Source organism: Novosphingobium malaysiense, assembly GCF_000802225.1.
In the GTDB taxonomy this organism is placed as follows: Bacteria; Pseudomonadota; Alphaproteobacteria; order Sphingomonadales; family Sphingomonadaceae; genus Novosphingobium; species Novosphingobium malaysiense.
The window spans coordinates 1-656 of record NZ_JTDI01000039.1 but is presented as its reverse complement, the minus strand read 5'-3'; the positions used below and the strand labels follow the sequence as shown (position 1 = coordinate 656).

The window sequence follows — 656 nt, the reverse complement described above, 5'->3', positions numbered from 1 at the left end:
GCCCTGGAGCGGGCCTATGATGCAGTCTTCTGGCCGAAAGGAACCCACCGCGTACATCGCCTCCGGCTGCTCACCGCTCGGGACAGCGCGGAAGCGTATGACGGCTCGCGCATTCTCATCTTCAGACATGCCTGTAACGTCGAAATCGACGAAGTCGAAACCACTGGTGCCTTCGGGGAGGACGCTGCTGACGCGTAGCAGGAGATTACGCAGAAATGCGGCATCCTTTGCCCGGCAGATGTCAGTTGTCGTGGATGCGTAGAGAGCTTCTTTTTGAATGTGGTAGCTCGTCGGCTCCGCGGCGGGTTCCGAGCTGCCCCCGCATGCGGTGACAAGCATGACCGCCAGACATGCGCCGCCAACCATTGTCAGGTTAGATGAGTACATGGGAACTGCCTAAGCTTGACTCGTCGGTCAGGCAAATGCGCTGTGCCATGAGGGAAAAGATCCCGTTGAGCAGCTCTGACGCTCTCTCTGTTGAGTCAACTATCGTTGGCAACGTGCGGCGTCTGGCTGTCGCTAAGCGCTGCGGCAAACGCCGCTTCTACCTTGGGCGCTGGTTGATCCCGAAGCAGCGGCGTGCGTTGGCGTAAAGTTGTGAGGAGAGCAGTCAGGCGCGGTCGATTGAGCACACGCCCTTGGAATTGGGCCAGTGT

Annotated in this window: 1 protein-coding gene; it reads right to left on the bottom strand. The window is 59.3% G+C overall.

Features of this window, described 5'->3' with window-relative positions; translation table 11 throughout:
* Nucleotides 1-387 (bottom strand): hypothetical protein (locus LK12_RS23405; RefSeq protein WP_039290776.1); only part of this gene is annotated, 387 nt, incomplete at its 3' end.
* Nucleotides 388-656 lie beyond the last annotated feature (269 nt).